Source organism: Citrobacter sp. Cu096 (assembly GCF_030332285.1).
Classification (GTDB): Bacteria; Pseudomonadota; Gammaproteobacteria; order Enterobacterales; family Enterobacteriaceae; genus Citrobacter; species Citrobacter meridianamericanus.
On record NZ_JAOWID010000030.1, the window covers coordinates 398,584 to 418,862 of the forward strand.

At 54.5% G+C, this 20,279-nt stretch carries 21 protein-coding genes; 18 read left to right on the top strand and 3 right to left on the bottom strand.

The annotated features are described in order from the left end of the window. The first annotated feature begins 35 nt into the window (after positions 1 to 35). Positions 36 to 1,679: a multidrug ABC transporter permease/ATP-binding protein gene (locus OGX99_RS16220; RefSeq protein WP_151224743.1), complete on the top strand. Its 1,644-nt coding sequence runs from the start codon at positions 36 to 38 to the stop codon at positions 1,677 to 1,679. A gap of 105 nt (positions 1,680 to 1,784) precedes the next feature. Beyond that, positions 1,785 to 3,221, top strand: coding sequence for a magnesium transporter (gene mgtE, locus OGX99_RS16225; protein WP_286544224.1), 1,437 nt, complete (start codon positions 1,785 to 1,787; stop codon positions 3,219 to 3,221). Here the strand turns inward: mgtE and OGX99_RS16230 are convergent. Further along, on the bottom strand, positions 3,184 to 4,431 hold the full coding sequence (locus OGX99_RS16230) for a SulP family inorganic anion transporter (protein WP_286544226.1): 1,248 nt from the start codon (positions 4,429 to 4,431) through the stop codon (positions 3,184 to 3,186). The two genes, mgtE and OGX99_RS16230, sit on opposite strands and share 38 nt — an antisense overlap. Before the next feature lie 276 nt (positions 4,432 to 4,707). Here OGX99_RS16230 and mqo point away from each other — a divergent pair, with 276 nt between their 5' ends. Next, positions 4,708 to 6,369, top strand: a complete 1,662-nt coding sequence (gene mqo, locus OGX99_RS16235; protein WP_151219881.1) for a malate dehydrogenase (quinone) — start codon at positions 4,708 to 4,710, stop codon at positions 6,367 to 6,369. A 47-nt stretch (positions 6,370 to 6,416) separates the two neighbouring features. Here the strand turns inward: mqo and eco are convergent, their stop codons facing one another. Continuing rightward, positions 6,417 to 6,914, bottom strand: coding sequence for a serine protease inhibitor ecotin (gene eco, locus OGX99_RS16240; RefSeq protein ID WP_187253580.1), 498 nt, complete (start codon positions 6,912 to 6,914; stop codon positions 6,417 to 6,419). A gap of 413 nt (positions 6,915 to 7,327) precedes the next feature. Here eco and napF point away from each other — a divergent pair, with 413 nt between their 5' ends. From napF to OGX99_RS16315, 15 genes are all read left to right on the top strand, one after another. Beyond that, complete coding sequence (gene napF / locus OGX99_RS16245; protein ID WP_187253433.1) at positions 7,328 to 7,819, top strand: ferredoxin-type protein NapF; 492 nt, start codon at positions 7,328 to 7,330, stop codon at positions 7,817 to 7,819. Further along, the gene (napD, locus tag OGX99_RS16250; protein ID WP_151219879.1) at positions 7,809 to 8,072 is read left to right on the top strand and encodes a chaperone NapD; all 264 of its coding nucleotides are present in this window, start codon (positions 7,809 to 7,811) and stop codon (positions 8,070 to 8,072) included. Before napF ends, napD begins: the two co-directional genes overlap by 11 nt. Beyond that, on the top strand, positions 8,069 to 10,555 hold the full coding sequence (gene napA, locus OGX99_RS16255) for a nitrate reductase catalytic subunit NapA (protein ID WP_286544228.1): 2,487 nt from the start codon (positions 8,069 to 8,071) through the stop codon (positions 10,553 to 10,555). Before napD ends, napA begins: the two co-directional genes overlap by 4 nt. A 6-nt stretch (positions 10,556 to 10,561) precedes the next feature. Next, entirely contained in the window at positions 10,562 to 11,257 is a 696-nt protein-coding gene (gene napG / locus OGX99_RS16260; RefSeq protein ID WP_151219877.1) for a ferredoxin-type protein NapG, read from the top strand. Beyond that, positions 11,244 to 12,107 carry a quinol dehydrogenase ferredoxin subunit NapH gene (gene napH, locus OGX99_RS16265; protein ID WP_151219876.1) on the top strand — a complete coding sequence of 288 codons (864 nt, stop codon included), beginning with the start codon at positions 11,244 to 11,246 and terminating at the stop codon, positions 12,105 to 12,107. The genes napG and napH overlap by 14 nt, the downstream gene beginning before the upstream one ends. Next, entirely contained in the window at positions 12,104 to 12,553 is a 450-nt protein-coding gene (napB, locus tag OGX99_RS16270; RefSeq protein ID WP_151219875.1) for a nitrate reductase cytochrome c-type subunit, read from the top strand. The genes napH and napB overlap by 4 nt, the downstream gene beginning before the upstream one ends. Positions 12,554 to 12,562: 9 nt before the next feature. After that, positions 12,563 to 13,165: a cytochrome c-type protein NapC gene (gene napC, locus OGX99_RS16275; protein WP_003027548.1), complete on the top strand. Its 603-nt coding sequence runs from the start codon at positions 12,563 to 12,565 to the stop codon at positions 13,163 to 13,165. 20 nt (positions 13,166 to 13,185) lie between these two features. Continuing rightward, entirely contained in the window at positions 13,186 to 13,806 is a 621-nt protein-coding gene (ccmA, locus tag OGX99_RS16280) for a cytochrome c biogenesis heme-transporting ATPase CcmA (RefSeq protein WP_151219874.1), read from the top strand. Then, entirely contained in the window at positions 13,803 to 14,462 is a 660-nt protein-coding gene (gene ccmB, locus OGX99_RS16285; protein ID WP_151219873.1) for a heme exporter protein CcmB, read from the top strand. Before ccmA ends, ccmB begins: the two co-directional genes overlap by 4 nt. A gap of 75 nt (positions 14,463 to 14,537) precedes the next feature. Further along, positions 14,538 to 15,275 carry a heme ABC transporter permease gene (locus tag OGX99_RS16290; protein WP_151224740.1) on the top strand — a complete coding sequence of 246 codons (738 nt, stop codon included), beginning with the start codon at positions 14,538 to 14,540 and terminating at the stop codon, positions 15,273 to 15,275. Continuing rightward, on the top strand, positions 15,272 to 15,484 hold the full coding sequence (gene ccmD, locus OGX99_RS16295) for a heme exporter protein CcmD (protein ID WP_151219871.1): 213 nt from the start codon (positions 15,272 to 15,274) through the stop codon (positions 15,482 to 15,484). Before OGX99_RS16290 ends, ccmD begins: the two co-directional genes overlap by 4 nt. Continuing rightward, positions 15,481 to 15,960: a cytochrome c maturation protein CcmE gene (ccmE, locus tag OGX99_RS16300; protein ID WP_016153767.1), complete on the top strand. Its 480-nt coding sequence runs from the start codon at positions 15,481 to 15,483 to the stop codon at positions 15,958 to 15,960. The genes ccmD and ccmE overlap by 4 nt, the downstream gene beginning before the upstream one ends. Continuing rightward, positions 15,957 to 17,912, top strand: a complete 1,956-nt coding sequence (locus tag OGX99_RS16305) for a heme lyase CcmF/NrfE family subunit (protein ID WP_187253428.1) — start codon at positions 15,957 to 15,959, stop codon at positions 17,910 to 17,912. The genes ccmE and OGX99_RS16305 overlap by 4 nt, the downstream gene beginning before the upstream one ends. Then, a complete protein-coding gene (gene dsbE, locus OGX99_RS16310; RefSeq protein ID WP_151219870.1) occupies positions 17,909 to 18,466 on the top strand; it encodes a thiol:disulfide interchange protein DsbE in 558 nt (185 codons plus the stop codon). Before OGX99_RS16305 ends, dsbE begins: the two co-directional genes overlap by 4 nt. Then, on the top strand, positions 18,463 to 19,512 hold the full coding sequence (locus tag OGX99_RS16315) for a cytochrome c-type biogenesis protein CcmH (protein WP_151219869.1): 1,050 nt from the start codon (positions 18,463 to 18,465) through the stop codon (positions 19,510 to 19,512). The genes dsbE and OGX99_RS16315 overlap by 4 nt, the downstream gene beginning before the upstream one ends. Positions 19,513 to 19,613: 101 nt before the next feature. On the opposite strand, the gene narP is transcribed toward OGX99_RS16315, so the two are convergent. Next, a complete protein-coding gene (gene narP / locus OGX99_RS16320) occupies positions 19,614 to 20,261 on the bottom strand; it encodes a nitrate/nitrite response regulator protein NarP (protein WP_278237797.1) in 648 nt (215 codons plus the stop codon). Positions 20,262 to 20,279: the final 18 nt, after the last annotated feature.

Consider the following 20,279-nt stretch of genomic DNA (forward strand, 5'->3'; position numbering starts at 1 on the left):
ACTGCGGGCTGTTATTACTTGCCCGGGTTGTTCGCATGGAACTTTTACTTCTTGTCTGGCGGCAGTATCGCTGGCCATTTATCAGCGTCATGGCGCTCAGCCTCGCCAGCGCCGCGTTGGGGATTGGGCTGATTGCGTTTATCAACCAGCGTCTGATTGAAACGGTCGACACCACGCTGATGGTGCTACCGGAGTTTCTTGGCCTGCTGCTGTTACTGATGGTCGTCACCCTCGGTTCACAGTTGGCACTCACCACGCTGGGCCACCACTTTGTCTATCGTCTGCGCAGTGAATTTATCAAACGTATTCTTGATACCCACGTCGAACGCATCGAACAACTTGGCAGCGCCTCGCTGCTGGCCGGATTAACCAGCGACATCCGCAATATCACCATTGCCTTTGTCCGCCTGCCTGAACTGGTGCAGGGGATTATCCTGACCGTCGGGTCTGCGGCGTATCTGGCGATGTTGTCGACTAAAATGTTGCTGGTGACGGCTATCTGGATGGCACTCACCATCTGGGGCGGATTTGTGCTGGTGGCGCGAGTGTATAAACACATGGCGACCCTGCGTGAAACCGAAGACAAACTGTACAACGATTATCAGACGGTACTGGAAGGGCGCAAGGAGCTGACGCTCAACCGTGAGCGTGCCGAGCATATCTTTAATCAGATGTACGTCCCGGATGCCAAAGAGTACCGTCACCATATTATTCGTGCCGATACTTTCCACCTGAGCGCGGTCAACTGGTCGAACATTATGATGCTGGGCGCCATTGGCCTGGTGTTCTGGATGGCCAACAGTCTGGGCTGGGCGGATACCGCCGTGGCGGCGACCTATTCTCTGACGCTGTTATTCCTGCGCACGCCGCTGCTCTCTGCCGTTGGCGCGCTACCGACGCTGCTCACTGCGCAGGTGGCCTTCAACAAGTTGAATAAGTTCGACCTGGCACCCTTTAAGGCCGAATTCCCGCGACCAAATGCGTTTCCGAACTGGCAAACGCTGGAGTTGCGTAACGTGGTTTTCCACTATCAGGATAACGCCTTCTCCGTTGGACCAGTGAATCTGACGATTCATCGCGGTGAACTGATCTTTCTTATTGGCGGTAATGGTAGCGGGAAGTCTACGCTGGCGATGTTACTGACCGGGCTTTACCAGCCGCAGTCAGGCGAGATATTGCTTGATGGCAAAACGGTTGCCGTTGAAAAGCCGGAAGACTATCGCAAGCTGTTCTCCGCCGTATTTACCGACGTCTGGCTATTCGACAAACTGCTGGGGCCGGAAGGTAAAGAAGCCAATCCGCAGCTGGTGGCGAAGTGGCTGGAATATCTGAAAATGGGACACAAGCTGGAGCTGAGCGAGGGGCGCATCCTCAATCTGAAGCTGTCGAAGGGGCAGAAGAAACGCGTGGCGCTGCTGCTGGCTCTGGCGGAGGAGCGAGACATCATTTTGCTGGATGAATGGGCTGCCGATCAGGATCCCCATTTCCGTCGTGAGTTCTATCAGGTCCTGTTACCTTTGATGCAAGAAATGGGCAAAACTATTTTCGCCATCAGCCACGACGATCACTATTTTATTCATGCCGACAGGCTGCTGGAAATGCGTAATGGACAGCTGAATGAACTGCTGGGCGATGAGCGTGATGCCGCCTCGCGTGATGCTGTGGCTCGCACCGCATAATCTCACGTGCCGCCGGTTTTTTATCCGTCTGGCGGCGCTGTTTGTTGTTATTTACATAAATCAGCATCATGATTAATGATATTTCATATCATGGATTTATGATTAATGTCCGTTACAAACAAAAATAGCGCCAGACTGCGTGATGAAGAGCGTGCGCGTCTTATCTGGTTGCTGACCACTGATAAAGCCATTGTTTCAACACTGTTGGGCAAGCTTACCCTGGCTGAGCAATATGACGTCGGTACGTTAGCCGACGATATTGCTGAGGTAGGGGCGCTGGTTGCCCATCTGCCGCCGCCCGATTTAGCCGATACCCTCGAAGCATTACCTTCAGAAGAGCGTCACGCCCTGTGGCGACTGGTCGAAAGTGAAAAGCGTGGTAACGTCTTGCTTGAGGCGTCAGAAAACGTCTGGGACGACCTGATCGATGAGATGAGCGACCGCGAAATACTGGACGCGCTGCAATATCTCGATATCGACGAACAGATTTATCTGGTGCAGCATCTCCCGCGTAACCTCACTGGACGACTGCTGGCGACGTTACCGGCCGAAGAGCGGGCGCGTGTCCGCCAGATAATGCATTACGAGAAGAATCGCGTCGGCGCGATTATGGAGTTCGAAGTCATCACCGTGCGTCCGGACGTGACGCTGGAAGTGGTGCAACGCTACCTGCGACGGTTGGGCAAAATGCCGGAGAACACCGATAAACTCTTCGTGACCGATCGCAATAAAGTGCTGGTTGGCGAACTGACGCTAACCTGCATTCTGCTTAATGATGTGCAACGCAAAGTCAGCGAGGTGATGGAAGATGACCCGCTCACCTTTTCTCCGGACGATATCGCTGAAAACGCTGCACGTACCTTCGAACGTGACGACCTGGTCAGTGCCGCGGTCGTTGACCCTTCAGGCAAGCTGATGGGCCGCTTAACCATCGATGAGATCGTCGATGTGGTCTATGAAGAAACTGATACCGATTTGCGTCGAATGGGGGGCTTAAGCGCCGGAGAGGACGTGTTTGCGCCCGTTACCAAAGCGGTAAAAACGCGTTGGGCGTGGCTGGCCGTTAACCTCTGTACCGCCTTCATCGCCTCGCGGGTGATCGACGGTTTTGAACACACGATTTCGCAACTGGTGGCGCTGGCCTCACTGATGCCAATTGTGGCGGGAATTGGCGGTAATACCGGGAATCAAACCATCACCATGATCGTTCGTGCGCTGGCGCTACAAAATATTCAACCGGGGAACCTGACGTTTTTGATCCTGCGTGAAATGGGCGTGGCGGTGATTAATGGCCTCGTATGGGGCGGAATTATGGGCGGTATTACCTGGTGGCTGTATGATGACATGGCGCTCGGCGGCGTGATGACCCTGGCGATGATGCTTAATTTGTTGATGGCAGCATTAATGGGGGTCATCATTCCGATGACGATGGTGAAGCTCGGGCGTGACCCGGCGGTCGGCTCGAGCGTGATGATTACGGCTATCACCGATACCGGGGGATTCTTTATTTTTCTCGGTCTGGCAACGCTGTTTCTGATGTAGCCGCGCGTTTGCCTCTGACGATACGCGGCAGAATGAGCATTGCCATTACGCCGGCAACCACGCCAATCGCCAGGTTGCCGGTCGACACCGTCGCGGCGACGGTCAGTAGCATCACCAGCGTTTCAGTCACAGGGAGTTTCGCCAGTGTGGTGGGTTGAATGCTATGCCAGCTGAAGGTTTTCACCGCCACAATCACCATAATCCCCGCCAGCACCGACATGGGTATTTTCGCCATCACTTCGCTTAACGCGGTAACCAACAGCAGCAAGACCAGCCCGGCGGCAAACGTCGAGACGCGACTGCGTCCTTTGCCCATCTCGACGTTAACGATGGTTTGACCAATCATCGCGCACCCGGCAATGCCGCCATAACATCCGGCCAGAATATTGGCGATCCCAAGCCCGGCGCTCTCGCGATTCTTATTCGACGGCGTAACCGTCAGGTCATCCACCAGGCGGGCGGTTAACAGCGACTCCATCAAACCAACAAAAGCGATGCTTAGCGCACAGGGCCAGATAATCGCCAGCGTTTGCAGGTTGAGCGGTACGAGTAACTGCGTTAATCCCGGCAGTCCGCCGCTCATTGAACCTTCGTCACCGACGGTCGGCAACAGTTGCCCGCTGGTGACAGTGAACACCGTCAGCAGCACGATGGCGATAAGCGGCGCGGGAATGGCTTTAATAAACCGCGGAACCCACAGCACAATCAGCAGGGTCAGAATAAACAGCCCCCAGATTAGCGGGCTTTTGCCCCAGAAATGCGGGACCTGAGCAAAGAAAATCAAAATTCCCAGCGCGTTGACGAACCCGGTCATGACGGCCCCAGGGATGAAACGCATCAGACGCGCCATGCCCAGCACGCCAAACAGGATCTGAATAATTCCGGCCAGCACTACCGCAGGCAGGATGTACTGCACACCGTGTTGATGCACCATCGGGCCAATGACCAGCGCAACCGATCCTGCAGCGGCGGTAACCATTGCCGGACGCCCACCTAAAAATGACATTGCCAGGCACAATACAACCGAGGCGATCAGACTGACTTTCGGATCGACGCCAGCAATAACGGAAAAAGAGATCACTTCCGGGATCAGTGCCAGGGCGGTGACCACACCAGCCAGCGTTTCGCGAACCAGCAGACGGGGTTGGCGCAGCACGGCGCGGGTCGTGTGTTCTGCCACTGTTGCAGAGGAGGTGTGAGATGCAGACATAATTACTCTGAGATCAAAATGGCCTGATACAGCAGACCGACAGGCATCCGTGCGGTGAATAGCAAAGCGCAGCATAGTACCTGTCTGAGGGGGCGGTTTCCAGAAATGATTGTCAATAACCCTATAAAATACCAATGTATTGATAACATTTTTAAAAATTAAATATAATTTATAAACAATATTTAATTATTTTTACTTAAGTGTTACCGTTGATGCCGCTCGATTTTCACCTGCATAAAAAGCAAAAAGCGATACTAAAAGTAAGGCATTAACATTATGAAAAAAGTGACTGCCATGCTCTTCACCATGGCCGTAGGACTGAATGTTGTCTCAATGGCGGCAAAAGCGAAAGCGGCGGAAGAGCAGGAAACGGACGTGCTGTTGATTGGCGGCGGCATCATGAGCGCCACGCTGGGAACCTATTTACAGGAGCTGGAGCCGCAATGGTCAATGACCATGGTTGAGCGACTGGACGGGGTAGCGCAGGAAAGCTCAAACGGCTGGAATAACGCCGGAACGGGCCACTCGGCACTGATGGAGTTGAACTACACACCGAAAAAGGCCGACGGTAGCATCAGCATTGAAAAGGCAGTCGAAATTAACGAAGCCTTCCAGATTTCCCGCCAGTTTTGGGCTCATCAGGTCAATAATGGCGTAATGCATGAACCTCGCTCATTTATCACCACCGTTCCGCATATGAGTTTTGTCTGGGGTGACGAGAACGTCAACTTCCTGCGTGCCCGTTACGCTGCACTGCAACAGAGCACGTTATTCCGCGGTATGCGTTATTCTGAAGATCACGCGCAGATTAAAGAGTGGGCGCCGCTGGTCATGGAAGGTCGCGATCCAAAACAAAAAGTTGCGGCAACGCGTACCGAGATTGGTACTGACGTGAACTACGGCGAAATCACGCGCCAGCTGATTGCCTCGTTACAGAAAAAACCTAACTTCGCGTTGCAGCTAAGCACTGAGGTGCGTGGCTTTAAGCGTAATGCTGACAATAGCTGGACCGTGACGGTCGCCGATCTGAAAAATAACGAAGCGGAACACGATATTAAGGCGAAGTTTGTCTTTATCGGTGCCGGTGGTGCTGCCCTGAAGCTGTTGCAGGAAACCGACATTCCGGAAGCGAAAGGCTATGCCGGATTCCCGGTGGGCGGGCAGTTCCTGGTTGCGGATAATCCGGACGTGGTCAATCGCCATCTGGCGAAAGTGTACGGTCAGGCCTCCGTTGGTGCGCCGCCGATGTCCGTGCCGCACATCGATACTCGTATCCTCGATGGTAAACGTGTGGTGCTGTTTGGGCCATTCGCAACATTCTCCACCAAGTTCCTGAAAAACGGTTCCTTGTGGGATCTGCTTAGCTCGACTACTACTTCGAACTTTATGCCGATGGTTAACGTGGGTCTGGATAACTTCGATCTGGTGAAATATCTGCTAAGCCAGGTGATGCTCAGCGACGATGACCGTTTTGCCGCGCTGCAAGAGTACTATCCGCAGGCGAAAAAAGAAGACTGGCGTTTATGGCAGGCAGGCCAGCGTGTGCAGATTATCAAAAGTGATGCGGAGAAGGGCGGCGTTCTGCGCCTGGGTACCGAAGTGGTCAGCGATAAAGAGGGCACCATTGCTGCGCTGCTGGGGGCTTCTCCGGGGGCGTCAACCGCCGCGCCGATCATGCTGCATCTGATGGAAAAAGTGTTTAAAGATAAAGTGGCCAGTCCCGAGTGGCAGGCGAAGCTGAAAACCATTATTCCGTCCTATGGCACGAAGCTGAACGGTAATGTTGAGGCTACGGAACAAGAGCTGCAGTACACCAGTGACGTTCTGGGGCTGAAGTATGATAAGCCGCAGGTCGCTGACGAAGCGCCGAAACCACAGCTGAAACCTCAGGCACAACAGCAGCCTGAGCAAAAAGCTGTCGCGGATATCGCGCTGTAAATAAAATGCCGGATGAGGTGCTACGCCGCCATCCGGCATATTCTCACTTATCGCGCGACTGCGTCCTGAATTTTATCTTCCGCTTTCCAGATGCGGTATTTCACGTCCACGTTTTCCGGGGTGTAGACCACAATCGGCAACTTGCTGTTGTAACGCAGCATACCGTCATCACCCAGATACGCGGTGATGAATTTCTTCTCTTTCTTACCGTCCGGGCAAGCCATCATGGTTGAGATCGGAGACGTAACTTTGTCAAAGACATAGTAGTCATATCCCCAACCTTCCAGCGTTTTGCTGTCCAGTTCTCCGCCCAGGCGGTGTTGGTTGCAGTCAACTTCCAGTGTTTGTCCGATCAGTAGTTCTACTTTGAGAGTAGATTCATCTTTCTCAGGAGTAAGTTGGATAACCTGGCGTTTCATACCCTTTTCCGCTTTAGGATAGGGGGCGACTTTTTCCAGCGGCTGAGCGCTGGTATCGTTACTGGCAGCCCACGCAGAGGTACTGGCAAATGCGGCGAAAAGTACGGCAGGGACAATTGTCTTCATCTTATTGTTCACAGTGTTTCCTTTCTTCTGTCTTATGAACGAGTCTGGATCAGGTTAACATATTTACATAATCTATTAATCTGTATTTACTTATATTTAAGGTGAATTAAATAGTATTTACCTGTCTATATAGCGATATATTCCAAGAGTTATCCTAATGTTGAGATTTTCAGCTTTTTGCGAAATTCGTTATATATGCGTTTATATAACTCATTGAAATGTGAGCAAAAGCGCATTTTTTCCCGCCAACTCAACACTCCTTTGATCCGGCAACAGCATTTACCCCGATTGGGGTATGCTCCTCTAACACATCCTGAAATATCTTACGGCTAAAAATAATTACTCATAAATAGTGCAGTTTTTTATGTCGTTCAACCCGTCGAGGGAGAGCGTCCTTATGGAAGGACAATGTCATGGTTGATTTATCCCGTCGAGGTATGTTGACAGGCAGTTGGCGAAATGCCAACGCGGGGATCCGTCCGCCATGGAGCAAGGAAGACTCCCACTTTCTGGCCCATTGCCTCCGTTGTGACGCCTGCATCCAGGCGTGTGAAACCGACATCCTGCAGCGAGGCCAGGGTGGTTACCCGAGCGTAAATTTCAAACACGGCGAGTGCAGCTTTTGTTATGCCTGCGCAGAAGCCTGTCCCGAATCACTTTTTCTTCCGCGCCACACCAGGGCATGGGATCTGAATTTTACTATCGGGGAAAACTGTCTCGCACACCAGTCCGTTGAATGTCATCGCTGTCAGGATAGCTGTGAACCCATGGCCATAACCTTTCGTCCCACGCTGTCCGGCATTTATCAGCCGCAGCTCGACAATCAGGACTGTAACGGATGTGGCGCATGTGTCGCTATCTGCCCGGTATCAGCCATTAACGCGGAGTACAACCATGGACAATAACTGGCAGGTCTGCAGCCTGGTCGTTCAGGCCAAAAGCCAGCATATCAATGATATCGCCACACAGTTACGTTCCTTTCCCGGTTGCGAAGTTGCCCTCAGCGATATGGAAAGCGGTCAACTGATCGTGGTGGTGGAAGCTGAACACAGCGAAACGTTAATGAAAACTATTGAGTCAGTGCGCAACGTTGCGGGCGTACTGGCGGTGTCGCTGGTTTATCACCAGCAGGATGAGCAAGGTGAGGAAACACCATGAAACTCAGTCGTCGTAGCTTTATGAAAGCTAACGCCGTTGCGGCCGCTGCGGCGGCTGCCGGGTTAAGCGTGCCGGGCGTAGCCCGTGCGGTAGCCGGTCAGCAAGAGGCCATTAAATGGGATAAAGCCCCGTGCCGTTTTTGCGGGACGGGCTGTGGCGTATTGGTCGGGACGCAGCAAGGGCGTGTTGTGGCATGCCAAGGCGACCCGGATGCGCCGGTTAACCGTGGGCTTAATTGTATTAAAGGTTACTTCCTGCCGAAAATCATGTACGGAAAAGACCGTTTAACGCAGCCGATGCTGCGCATGAAGGACGGGAAGTATCACAAAGAGGGCGAGTTCACCCCGATTAGCTGGGACCAGGCTTTTGACGTGATGGAAGAGAAATTCAAAACGTCCATGAAAGAGAAAGGCCCGGAGTCTATCGGTATGTTCGGCTCTGGTCAGTGGACGATTTGGGAAGGTTATGCTGCGGCTAAATTGTTCAAAGCGGGTTTCCGTTCCAATAACATCGACCCGAACGCGCGTCACTGCATGGCGTCAGCGGTAGTCGGCTTTATGCGTACCTTCGGTATGGATGAGCCGATGGGCTGCTATGACGATATCGAGCATGCTGACGCTTTCGTCCTGTGGGGCGCGAATATGGCGGAAATGCATCCGATCCTGTGGTCGCGCATCACCAACCGTCGTTTGTCCGACCCTAACGTTAACGTCGCGGTTCTTTCCACCTTCCAGCACCGCAGCTTTGAGCTGGCGGACAACGGTATGGTCTTCACGCCGCAAACCGATCTGGTGATCCTCAACTACATCGCGAACTACATTATTCAAAACAATGCGATAAATCAGGATTTCTTTAGTAAGCACGTTAACGTGCGTAAAGGCGTAACGGATATCGGCTACGGTCTGCGTCCTACCCATCCGCTGGAAAAAGCGGCGAAAAATCCGGGTTCCGATGCCTCTGAACCGATGAGCTTTGAGGACTACAAAGCTTTCGTTGCCGAGTACACACTCGATAAAACTGCCGAAATGACCGGCGTCCCGAAAGATCAACTGGAACAGTTAGCCCAGTTGTATGCCGATCCGAAGAAAAAAGTCATCTCCTACTGGACGATGGGCTTTAACCAGCATACCCGCGGCGTGTGGGCCAACAACCTGGTCTACAACCTGCACCTGCTGACCGGCAAAATCTCCCAGCCAGGCTGTGGTCCGTTCTCGTTGACCGGCCAGCCTTCCGCCTGCGGTACTGCGCGTGAAGTCGGTACGTTCTCTCACCGTTTGCCTGCGGACATGGTGGTAACGAACGAAAAACACCGCGATATCTGCGAGAAGCACTGGAATATACCGGCGGGGACAATTCCGGCGAAAGTCGGCCTGCATGCCGTGGCGCAAGACCGTGCGCTGAAAGACGGCAAGCTCAATGTCTACTGGACGATGTGTACCAACAACATGCAGGCTGGTCCGAACATCAACGAAGAACGTATGCCGGGCTGGCGCGATCCGCGCAACTTCATCATTGTCTCCGATCCGTATCCGACGGTCAGCGCCCTGTCTGCTGACCTGATCCTGCCGACCGCAATGTGGGTAGAAAAAGAAGGCGCCTACGGTAACGCGGAACGCCGTACACAATTCTGGCGTCAGCAGATTAAAGCGCCGGGCGAATCGAAATCGGATCTGTGGCAACTGGTGCAGTTCTCTCGTCGCTTCAAAACAGAAGAGGTGTGGCCGGAAGAGCTGCTGGCGCAGAAACCGGAACTCCGCGGCAAAACGCTGTATGACGTTCTGTTTGCCACGCCTGCAGTGACGAAATTCCCGGTGGCTGAACTGGCTAACGATCAGCTCAACGATGAGTCCCGTGAGCTGGGCTTCTATCTGCAAAAAGGACTGTTCGAAGAGTACGCCTGGTTTGGTCGCGGTCATGGGCACGACCTTGCGCCATTTGACGATTATCACAAAGCGCGCGGCTTACGCTGGCCGGTCGTTGAGGGTAAAGAAACCCAGTGGCGTTACAGCGAGGGCAACGACCCTTATGTAAAAGCGGGCGAAAGCTACAAGTTCTACGGTAAGCCGGACGGCAAAGCGGTCATCTTCGCGCTGCCGTTTGAACCTGCTGCTGAAGCGCCGGATAAAGAATACGACCTGTGGCTGTCTACCGGACGTGTGCTGGAACACTGGCATACCGGCAGCATGACACGCCGTGTGCCTGAACTGCACCGCGCTTTCCCGGAAGCCGTGCTGTTTATCCACCCGCTGGATGCAAAAGCGCGCGATCTGCGCCGTGGCGATAAAGTCAAAGTGGTTTCCCGTCGTGGCGAAGTGATTTCGATAGTTGAAACACGCGGTCGTAACCGTCCGCCGCAGGGGCTGGTGTACATGCCGTTCTTCGATGCCGCACAGCTGGTGAACAACCTGACGCTGGATGCGACAGATCCGCTCTCCAAAGAGACGGATTTCAAGAAGTGCGCCGTGAAACTGGCGAAGGTGTAACGCGTTATGTCCCGGTCAGCTAAACCCCAAAATGGCCGCCGCCGCTTTCTGCGCGATATGGTTCGTGCTGCGGGTGGGCTGGCCGTCGTTGGCGTGGCTCTGGGGTTGCAACAGCAAACCGCACGAGCAACCGGCGTGCGGTTGCGCCCGCCCGGCGCACTGAGCGAGGAGGCGTTCGCCAGCGCCTGCGTGCGCTGCGGACAGTGCGTTCAGGCCTGCCCGTATGACACGTTGAAGTTGGCGACGCTGGCCTCCGGGCTGGCAGCGGGTACGCCGTATTTTGTCGCTCGTGAGATTCCCTGCGAAATGTGTGAGGACATTCCGTGCGCCAAAGTCTGCCCCAGCGGCGCATTGGACAGGGAAATTGCATCCATAGACGATTCACGTATGGGGCTGGCAGTTCTGCTGGATCACGAAAACTGCCTCAACTATCAGGGGTTACGCTGTGACGTTTGTTATCGCGAGTGCCCGAAAATTGATGAGGCTATCACCCTTGAGCTGGACCGCAACATGCGTACAGGCAAGCACGCGCGGTTTATTCCTACCGTGCACAGCGATGCCTGTACCGGCTGCGGGAAATGCGAAAAAGTCTGCGTACTGGAGCAGCCTGCAATAAAAGTGTTGCCGCTGTCGCTGGCGAAAGGGGAGTTAGGACACCATTACCGCTTCGGTTGGCTGGAGGGGAACAATGGCAAATCGTAAACGTGATGCCGGGCGTGAAGCGCAGGCGAAAAAAGGATGGTGGATGAGCCACCGCTGGCTGGTGCTGCGTCGTCTGAGCCAGTTTTTGATCCTGGCGATGTTCCTCAGCGGCCCGTGGCTTGGCGTGTGGATCCTGCATGGCAATTACAGTAGCAGCCTGTTGCTGGATTCCATTCCGTTCACCGACCCACTGATGACCCTGCAAAGCCTGGCCAGCGGACATCTGCCGGCGACGGTGGCGTTAACGGGCGCCATCATCATCACGGTGCTGTATGCCCTGGCGGGTAAGCGACTGTTTTGCAGTTGGGTTTGCCCAATGAACCCGGTTACCGATTTAGCCAGTTGGCTGCGCAGAAGGTTTGACTTGAATCAGTCCGCGACCCTACCGCGCCATATACGGTACGTCCTGCTGGTGGTCATTCTGGTCGGTTCAGCGCTGACTGGTACGCTGCTGTGGGAGTGGATAAACCCGGTTTCTCTGCTGGGACGCAGCCTGGTAATGGGATTCGGTAGCGGAGCGTTGCTGATCCTCGCGCTGTTTTTATTTGATTTACTGGTCGTTGAACACGGCTGGTGCGGGCATCTCTGCCCACTGGGAGCGCTGTATAGCGTAGTGGGAAGTAAAGGTGCATTAACCGTCTCAGCAAAAGAACGTAACAGATGTAACCGCTGTATGGATTGTTTTCATGTTTGCCCGGAACCGCATGTGCTACGTGCGCCGGTGCTGGATGAGCAAAGTCCGGTGCAGGTAACCAGTCGCGATTGCATGGCCTGCGGTCGCTGTGTGGATGTCTGTTCTGAGGATGTTTTTACAATAACAACACGATGGAGTTCGGGAGCGAAATCATGAAAAGCCATGACCTGATTAAAGCGCTGAGTCAATGGATGGCCGCGCTGGCCTTGCTAGTCAGTGGGGCAGTTTGGGCTGCAAATGGAGTGGATCTGAGCCAGTCACCGGAGGTCTCAGGAACGCAGGAAGGGGCGATTCGCATGCCGAAAGAGCAAGTGCGTATGCCGCTGAACTATGTGAATCAGCCGCCGATGATTCCGCACAGCGTTGAAGGATATCAGGTGACGACTAACACTAACCGCTGCCTGCAATGCCACGGTGTGGAAAGCTATCGCACCACCGGTGCGCTGCGCGTCAGTCCTACGCACTTTATGGATAGCGACGGCAAGGTATTGGCTGAAGTCGCGCCGCGTCGTTATTTCTGTCTGCAATGTCACGTTCCGCAGGCTGACGCTGCGCCGATTGTTGAAAATACCTTCACCCCCTCGAAAGGTTACGGGAAATAAGAGGTCATTATGGAAAATTCTAACCGTAAACCAGGCTGGATTAAGCGCGTCTGGCAATGGTGGCGTCGCCCCAGCCGTCTGGCGCTCGGCACGCTGTTGTTAATCGGCTTTGTGGGCGGCATTATTTTCTGGGGCGGCTTTAATACCGGTATGGAAAAGGCCAATACAGAAGAGTTCTGCATTAGCTGTCACGAAATGCGCAATACGGTGTACCAGGAATACATGGAAACCGTACACTACAACAACCGTAGTGGTGTGCGAGCGACTTGCCCTGATTGCCATGTCCCACACGAGTGGGGTCCAAAAATGATCCGTAAGATCAAGGCCAGTAAAGAGCTGTACGCGAAAGCACTGGGGTTAATAGATACACCGCAGAAATTTGAAGATCATCGTTTAACGATGGCGCAAAATGAGTGGCGGCGTATGAAAGATAACAATTCGCAAGAGTGTCGAAACTGTCACAACTTCGAGTTTATGGATTTAACCGCCCAGAAAGGCGTAGCGGCCAAAATGCACGACCAGGCCGTGAAAGACGGGCAAACCTGTATTGACTGCCATAAAGGGATAGCGCACAAACTGCCTGATATGCGCGAAGTCAAACCGGGCTTTTAACAGGATGTAGATAACCAGGTATGCTTGAAGCCAGAGAATTACTTTGCGAGCGGGATGACAGAATACTTTTCAGTGAGTTGTCATTTCGCGTCAACGCAGGGGAATGGGTACAAATTACCGGCAGCAACGGCGCAGGGAAAACCACTCTTCTGCGGTTGCTTACCGGGCTGGCGCGTCCCGATGCAGGGGAGGTTTGCTGGCAAGAGCAACCGCTGCATCATGTGCGGGATAGCTACCACCAACAATTGTTGTGGATCGGACATCAGCCGGGGATAAAAACCCGGCTTTCGGCGTTGGAGAACCTGCGTTTCTTCCACCACGACGGCGACATCGCACAGTGTCTGGCTGCGCTGGCGCAGGCGGGGCTTGCCGGATATGAAGATATTCCGGTGAACCAACTCTCCGCCGGACAACAGCGGCGCGTGGCGCTGGCCCGTTTGTGGCTGACTCGCGCCCGGTTGTGGATCCTCGATGAGCCCTTTACCGCCATTGATGTGAACGGCGTTGAGCGACTGACTCAGCGTATGGCGCAGCATACGGAGCAGGGGGGTATTGTTATTCTCACTACCCACCAACCGCTCAATGTCGAAACCGATAAAGTGCGACGTATTGCGCTGACCAGCGAGAGGACAACGCAATGATGTGGCGAATCTTCCGTTTAGAACTGCAAGTTGCGTTTCGTCATAGTGCGGAAATCGCCAATCCTTTATGGTTCTTCCTGATTGTTATCACGTTGTTCCCTTTGAGCATCGGTCCGGAGCCGCAGCTGCTGGCGCGCATTGCGCCGGGCATCATCTGGGTTGCGGCACTGCTGGCGTCGTTGCTGGCGCTGGAACGGTTGTTTCGTGATGACTTACAGGATGGCAGCCTTGAGCAACTGATGCTGCTGCCGCTGCCGCTGCCGGCAGTAGTTCTGGCGAAGGTGATGGCGCACTGGGTTGTGACCGGTTTGCCGTTGCTCATCCTCTCGCCGTTAGTCGCTCTGTTGCTGGGCATGGATATGTACGGCTGGAAAATTATGGCGTTGACCTTATTACTTGGGACGCCAACGCTGGGCTTTCTCGGCGCACCGGGTGTGGGGTTGACGGTAGGCTTAAAGCGCGGCGGTGTGTTGTTGAGCGTGCTGGTTCTCCCGCTCACCATCCCCTTACTGATTTTTGCGACCGCCGCGATGGATGCGGCTTCCATGCACTTACCGGTTGAAGGGTACATGGCGATTTTGGGCGCGTTGCTGGTAGGCAGCGCCACGCTAAGCCCGTTTGCCACGGCTGCGGCGTTACGGATAAGCGTGCAATAGCGCAGATTAGATGTGCAGGCCGGGCAAGACGCTCAGGCAAAACGGATATTAATTATGGAGTCTGGTGACTGAACTATGTGGAAAACACTTCATCAATTGGCGATGCCCCCTCGGCTCTATCAGATCTGTGGCTGGTTTATTCCGTGGCTGGCGATTGCCAGCGCGGTGGTACTGATTACAGGCTTGATCTGGGGCTTTGGTTTCGCGCCTGCAGATTATCAGCAGGGGCAGAGCTATCGCATTATTTATCTGCACGTTCCGGCGGCAATATGGTCGATGGGAATTTACGCATCAATGGCTGTTGCCGCGTTTGTCGGCCTGGTCTGGCAGATGAAAATGGCCAATCTGGCGTTGGCTGCGATGGCGCCCATTGGTGCAGTGTTCACCTTTATTGCGCTGGTGACGGGTTCCGCATGGGGCAAACCGATGTGGGGAACCTGGTGGGTCTGGGATGCCCGACTCACCTCTGAACTGGTACTGCTGTTTCTCTACGTTGGCGCCATTGCGCTGTGGCATGCGTTTGATGACCGCCGCCTGGCGGGGCGTGCTGCCGGCATTCTGGTGCTGATTGGCGTGGTCAACTTACCGATAATTCACTACTCGGTTGAGTGGTGGAATACGCTGCATCAGGGGTCAACCCGCATGCAGCAGAGCATCGATCCGGCAATGCGCGCGCCGCTGCGTCTGGCTATCGTCGGCTACCTGTTACTGTTTGTCACGCTGGCGCTGATGCGCATGCGTAACCTGATTTTGATGATGGAAAAACGCCGCCCCTGGGTGAGCGAACTGATCTTAAAAAGAGGCCGCCAATGACCCCTGCATTTGCATCATGGAGTGATTTTTTCGCGATGGGCGGTTACGCCTTGTATGTCTGGCTGGCTGTCGCCATGACCCTTATTCCTCTGGTGGCGCTGGTGCTGCATTCTGCATTACAGCATCGCGCAATCTTACGCGGTGTGGCGCAGCAGCGGGCGAGAGAAGCGCGTATGCGTGCGGCGCAAGTGCAACGGGAGGCGGCGTGAATATTCGACGTAAAAATCGGCTATGGATAGCCTGTGCGGTGCTTGCTGGTCTGGCTTTGACCATTTCGCTGGTGCTCTATGCGCTGCGTTCCAATATCGATCTGTTCTATACGCCGGGAGAGATACTCTACGGTAAGCGTGAAACCCAGCAGATGCCTGAAGTCGGTCAGCGCCTGCGCGTGGGCGGTATGGTTATGCCCGGCAGCGTAAAGCGCGATCCGCAGTCATTGAAAGTGAATTTCAGCATCTATGACGCCGAAGGTGTGGTGGATGTAACCTATGAAGGTATTCTGCCGGACCTGTTCCGTGAAGGGCAGGGCGTCGTCGTTCAGGGCGAGCTGGACGGGGGAAATCATGTGCAGGCCAAAGAGGTTCTGGCCAAACATGATGAAAACTACACCCCGCCGGAAGTCGAAAAAGCGATGCAGGAAAACCATCGTCGTCCGGAAAGTGTTTATAAGGATAAAACGTCATGATGCCTGAAATTGGCAACGCGCTGTTATGCCTTGCGCTTGGCGTTGCATTACTGCTGTCGGTCTATCCGCTTTGGGGCGTAGCGCGCGGCGATGTACGGATGATGGCTTCCGCGCGGCCCTTTGCCTGGGTGTTATTTATCTGTGTGATGGGGGCGTTCCTGATTCTGGTCAACGCCTTCGTGGTTAATGACTTTACCGTCACCTACGTCGCAAGCAACTCCAATACCCAGCTTCCGGTCTGGTATCGGGTGGCGGCGACGTGGGGCGCGCATGAGGGCTCGCTGCTGCTGTGGGTGCTGCTGATGAGTGGCTGGACGTTCGCCGTCGCGGCGTTCAGCCAGCGCATGCCGCTGGATATCGTCGCCCGCGTGTTGGCGGTGATGGGGATGGTCAGCGTCGGCTTCCTGTTGTTTATCCTGTTTACCTCCAACCCGTTTGCCCGCACGCTGCCTAACTTTCCTATTGAAGGGCGCGATCTGAACCCGCTGTTGCAGGATCCGGGGCTTATTTTCCACCCGCCGTTGCTGTACATGGGGTATGTCGGTTTCTCCGTGGCATTTGCTTTTGCCATTGCCGCGTTGATGAGTGGACGACTGGACAGCACCTTCGCCCGTTTTTCGCGTCCGTGGACGCTGGCGGCGTGGGTCTTTTTGACGCTGGGCATTGTGCTCGGTTCTGCCTGGGCCTATTACGAGCTGGGTTGGGGCGGCTGGTGGTTCTGGGATCCGGTCGAAAACGCCTCGTTTATGCCATGGCTGGTGGGAACGGCGCTGATGCACTCGTTGTCGGTGACAGAACAGCGCGCCAGCTTTAAAGCATGGACACTGCTGCTGTCAATCTGCGCCTTCTCGCTTTGCCTGTTAGGAACTTTCCTTGTGCGCTCTGGCGTGTTGGTGTCGGTGCATGCCTTCGCCTCCGATCCGTCGCGCGGTATGTTCATTCTGGCCTTCATGGTGCTGGTGATTGGTGGCTCCCTGCTGCTGTTTGCCGTGCGCGGTCACAAGGTTCGCTCGCGGGTTAATAACGCACTGTGGTCGCGTGAATCGCTGCTGCTGGGGAATAACGTTCTGCTGATTGCCGCCATGCTGGTGGTGCTACTGGGCACATTGCTGCCGCTGGTGCACAAACAGCTTGGGTTGGGCAGTATTTCGATTGGCGAGCCTTTCTTCAACACAATGTTCACCTGGCTAATGGCGCCGTTCGCGCTGTTGCTGGGGATTGGACCATTAGTGCGCTGGGGGCGTGACCGACCGCGTAAGCTGAAAACACTATTGCTTGTCGCGTTTGTCACCACGCTTGTCCTGTCACTGCTGCTGCCGTGGCTGTTTGAGGATCGCATTGCGGCGATGACCGTCGTGGGCCTGGCGATGGCGTGCTGGATTTTTGTACTGGCGATGGCCGAAGCGTTCCTGCGTATTTCCCGCGGAACGAAGTTAACACCAAGCTATTGGGGCATGGTGTTGGGTCACGTAGGGTTAGCGATCACCATTGTCGGTATTGCCTTTAGCCAGAACTACAGCGTTGAACGTGATGTGCGTATGAAGGCGGGTGATAGCGTCAGTATCCATAACTATCAGTTCACGTTCCGCGAAGTGAGAGATATTACCGGACCAAACTACCGGGGGGGCGTTGCCATTATTGGCGTCACTCGTGATGGTAAACCGGAAGCCACGCTGCATGCGGAAAAACGCTTCTATAACAGCACCAGTTCGATGATGACTGAAGCGGCAATTGACGGCGGATTCACACGTGACCTTTACGCTGCGTTGGGCGAAGAGCTGGATAACGGCGCCTGGGCTGTACGTCTGTACTATAAACCGTTTATTCGCTGGATTTGGGCCGGAGGATTGCTGATGGCGCTGGGTGGGTTGTTCTGCCTGTTTGATCCACGCTATCGCCAGCGCACGCGTCCTCGCGCTGCGGTGCAAAAAAATGCGTCGGAGGCTGTATGAAGCGCAACGCACTGTTAATCCCGTTTATTATTTTTCTCATTATTGCTGCGGCGCTGCTGTGGCAGTTAGCGCGCAACGCGCAAGGGGACGACCCCACGAATCTGGAATCGGCGCTGATTGGCAAACCGGTTCCAACATTCCGCCTCGAATCGCTGGAAAATCCGGGTCAGCATTATCAGGCCGATGTGCTGACGCAGGGTAAACCGGTATTGCTGAACGTCTGGGCGACCTGGTGTCCGACCTGTCGCGCAGAGCATCAGTATCTGAATCAGCTGTCTGCGCAGGGCGTGCGGGTGGTGGGTCTGAACTATAAAGACGATCGCCAGAAAGCTATTGTCTGGCTGAAAGAGCTGGGCAATCCATATGCGCTGAGCCTGTTTGACGGCGATGGGATGCTTGGCCTGGATCTTGGTGTGTACGGCGCGCCGGAGACGTTTTTGATCGACGGGAAAGGCATTATTCGCTACCGCCATGCTGGTGATTTAAACGCCAGGGTATGGGAACGCGAGATCAAACCGTTGTGGGATAAGTACAGTAAGGAGGCTGCGCAATGAGAGTTTTACTGGGCCTGCTAATGCTGGTTATCTCGGGATCCGCTCTGGCGACTATTGACGTGATGCAGTTTAAGGACGAAGCGCAGGAGCAGCAGTTCCGCCAGCTTACCGAACAACTGCGTTGTCCTAAATGTCAGAACAACAGCATTGCTGATTCTAACTCAATGATTGCCACTGACCTGCGCCAGAAAGTGTACGAACTGATGCAGGAAGGAAAAAGCCAGAAAGAAATTGTTGATTACATGGTGGCGCGTTACGGCAACTTCGTCACTTACGATCCGCCATTGACGCCGCTTACCGTGCTGCTGTGGGTAATGCCGGTGGTAGCCATTGGTCTGGGAGGCTGGATTATTTTCGCTCGTACCCGCCGACGCGTTCGGGTGAAACAGGAGGCGTTTCCTGACGACGTTATCCCGGATGGCAAGCGCGGTGGATTCGGGTTGTTTGTGCCTGGCATCGTGGTGGCGCTGGGGGTTGGCGCAGTGAGCTATTACGAAACCGGCAACTACAAGCAGGTTCAGGTGTGGCAACAGGCCACCGCTCAGGCTCCGGCGCTGCTGGAGCGGGCGTTGGATCCGAAAGCAGACCCACTGAATGAAGAAGATATGACACGTCTGGCGTTGGGGCTGCGCACTCGCTTACAAGCCGATCCTGCCAACGTTGAAGGTTGGATCATGCTTGGGCGCATTGGCATGGTACTTGGTAACGCCAGTACGGCCACTGAAGCCTATGCCAATGCTTATCGACTGGATCCGAAAAACAGCGATGCTGCGCTGGGCTATGCGGAAGCGCTGACCCGTTCTTCCGATCCTGACGATAACCGTCGGGGAGGGGAGCTGCTACGCCAGTTGGTACGCGGCGAACATGCCAACGTGCGGGTTCTCAGCATGTACGCGTTTAACGCTTTTGAACAGCAGCGCTTTGGCGAGGCGGTTGCGGCGTGGGAGATGATGCTGAAATTATTACCCGCCAACGATACTCGTCGGGCGGTGATAGAACGCAGCATTAAGCAGGCGATGGAACAGCTAACGCCGCAGGAGAAGTAAGATTGGAAGATGCCGGATGGCGACGCAAAGCGTCTTATCCGGCCTACTAATGCACGTGACTTGTAGGCCCGATAAGCGTAGCGCCATCGGGCAATATCTGATTACTGCATGCCGCGCGTTTGTAAAAACAGGATGGTGGCAGCGACACGAGAACGCACGTTGAGTTTGCGCAGCAGATTGCGAATATGCACCTTCACCGTCTGTTCAGAAATATTCAGCACTGATGCAATCTGTTTGTTCGACAGCCCCTGAGCCAGTTCATGTAACACATCCAGTTCGCGTTCGGTGAGAATGCTGAATGGATCTTCCTGGGCGCCAAACAGGTCGCGCTCACGCAAATATTCGCTGACGCGGGTACTAAAGGCTTTACCGCCTTTGGCGCCGCTGCGAATGGCCTCCAGCAGAACTTCAGGATCGCTGTCTTTAAGTAAATAACCATCCGCGCCGGCATCAATTAAGGCATACACATCGCTGGCGGCATCCGAAACGGTTAGAATAATAATTTGCGCGGTGATGCCGTCCCGACGCAGCGCATTCAGGGTATCCAGCCCACTCATCCCTTTCATATTGAGATCCAGCAGGATCACATCAAGGTCAAGGCGATTTGCCAGATCGATAGCACTGGCACCGTCACCCGCTTCCGCGACTACGTTAAAGGCGGGATCAAGTTGCAATAATTGACTAATTCCCCGCCGCATCAGTGGGTGGTCGTCGACAATCAGCACCCGAAAAGGCGTTGCTTCAGGCATACTATTCTCCTGAGTTTT

Excerpts from the sequence above, each read along its gene's own strand:
- mqo (WP_151219881.1), top strand. The coding sequence starts at position 4,708 with ATGAAAAAAGTGACTGCCATGCTCTTCACCATGGCCGTAGGACTGAAT.
- ccmD (WP_151219871.1), top strand. The coding sequence starts at position 15,272 with ATGACCCCTGCATTTGCATCATGGAGTGATTTTTTCGCGATGGGCGGT.
- OGX99_RS16220 (WP_151224743.1), top strand. The coding sequence starts at position 36 with ATGGAACTTTTACTTCTTGTCTGGCGGCAGTATCGCTGGCCATTTATC.
- dsbE (WP_151219870.1), top strand. The coding sequence starts at position 17,909 with ATGAAGCGCAACGCACTGTTAATCCCGTTTATTATTTTTCTCATTATT.
- OGX99_RS16290 (WP_151224740.1), top strand. The coding sequence starts at position 14,538 with ATGTGGAAAACACTTCATCAATTGGCGATGCCCCCTCGGCTCTATCAG.
- OGX99_RS16230 (WP_286544226.1), bottom strand. The coding sequence starts at position 4,431 with ATGTCTGCATCTCACACCTCCTCTGCAACAGTGGCAGAACACACGACC.
- napA (WP_286544228.1), top strand. The coding sequence starts at position 8,069 with ATGAAACTCAGTCGTCGTAGCTTTATGAAAGCTAACGCCGTTGCGGCC.
- napB (WP_151219875.1), top strand. The coding sequence starts at position 12,104 with ATGAAAAGCCATGACCTGATTAAAGCGCTGAGTCAATGGATGGCCGCG.
- ccmB (WP_151219873.1), top strand. The coding sequence starts at position 13,803 with ATGATGTGGCGAATCTTCCGTTTAGAACTGCAAGTTGCGTTTCGTCAT.
- napF (WP_187253433.1), top strand. The coding sequence starts at position 7,328 with ATGGTTGATTTATCCCGTCGAGGTATGTTGACAGGCAGTTGGCGAAAT.
- napG (WP_151219877.1), top strand. The coding sequence starts at position 10,562 with ATGTCCCGGTCAGCTAAACCCCAAAATGGCCGCCGCCGCTTTCTGCGC.
- napH (WP_151219876.1), top strand. The coding sequence starts at position 11,244 with ATGGCAAATCGTAAACGTGATGCCGGGCGTGAAGCGCAGGCGAAAAAA.
- mgtE (WP_286544224.1), top strand. The coding sequence starts at position 1,785 with ATGTCCGTTACAAACAAAAATAGCGCCAGACTGCGTGATGAAGAGCGT.
- OGX99_RS16305 (WP_187253428.1), top strand. The coding sequence starts at position 15,957 with ATGATGCCTGAAATTGGCAACGCGCTGTTATGCCTTGCGCTTGGCGTT.
- narP (WP_278237797.1), bottom strand. The coding sequence starts at position 20,261 with ATGCCTGAAGCAACGCCTTTTCGGGTGCTGATTGTCGACGACCACCCA.
- OGX99_RS16315 (WP_151219869.1), top strand. The coding sequence starts at position 18,463 with ATGAGAGTTTTACTGGGCCTGCTAATGCTGGTTATCTCGGGATCCGCT.
- eco (WP_187253580.1), bottom strand. The coding sequence starts at position 6,914 with ATGAAGACAATTGTCCCTGCCGTACTTTTCGCCGCATTTGCCAGTACC.
- ccmA (WP_151219874.1), top strand. The coding sequence starts at position 13,186 with ATGCTTGAAGCCAGAGAATTACTTTGCGAGCGGGATGACAGAATACTT.
- napD (WP_151219879.1), top strand. The coding sequence starts at position 7,809 with ATGGACAATAACTGGCAGGTCTGCAGCCTGGTCGTTCAGGCCAAAAGC.
- napC (WP_003027548.1), top strand. The coding sequence starts at position 12,563 with ATGGAAAATTCTAACCGTAAACCAGGCTGGATTAAGCGCGTCTGGCAA.